The sequence below is a fragment of the Lactobacillus sp. B4005 genome (genome assembly GCF_026536045.1).
Taxonomy (GTDB): Bacteria; Bacillota; Bacilli; order Lactobacillales; family Lactobacillaceae; genus Lactobacillus; species Lactobacillus panisapium.
In genome coordinates, this window is the sequence record NZ_JAFNOZ010000015.1 from 1 (window position 1) to 734 (window position 734).

General features: G+C 37.5%; 1 protein-coding gene. It reads right to left on the reverse strand.

Going from position 1 to position 734, the window contains the following annotated elements:
• Window positions 1-734 (reverse strand): DUF1542 domain-containing protein (locus tag J3U73_RS10865; protein ID WP_267410441.1); only part of this gene is annotated, 734 nt, incomplete at both ends.

Below are 734 nucleotides of genomic sequence, written 5' to 3' on the forward strand. Positions count from 1 at the left end.
TCAACTTTAGCTGTATAGCCATCTTTTTCGACTTGGGATAAGTTCTTATCATTGGCAATCTCAGTCTTAACTTTATCAGCTGATTCCGTTAGTTCATCAATTGCATTCTTTTTCGCTTTTCTTAAATCTTGTTCTGCCTGACTGCCATTGATGTTATTTGCAATCTTATCCATGGCACTGATAGCGTCATTTTTATCCGTACCGACTGTAGTAACATCATCATCGTTCGTAACTTTCTTAACGGCAGCATCATAAATACTATTTATATTATTTACTGCATCTTTCCAATTTGAATCGTCAACAGAACCATTCTCATGAGCAGCATTTACAATACCAAGATCGTTATTCTTAGCAGAAGCCAAATCAGTTAATGCACGCAATTTTTCTGCAGCAAGTGAAGCGTCTTGTTCAATTTTATTAATATTATCAATACCGCTGTTTTGTGCAGAGGTAATTGCGTTTGCGGTTGTAGCGGCATCGATAGCTGTTTCTGCAGCTTTCTGGGCAGCTTCAATTTTATCTTTATATTTCGTCTTGCTGTCAGCATCAAGAAATCTATTGTTTTCAATGTCACTCTTGGCCTTTTTTGCTGCACCTTCAATTGCTTGTTTTGCTGTATTACGTTGAGTATTTAATAAATTGTCTCCAGCTGTTGCCGCAACATCAATGTTTTCCTCAGCTTCTTTTTCTGCTGCCTCAACATCAGCTACCGTGGTTGTAACTGCATCAATATT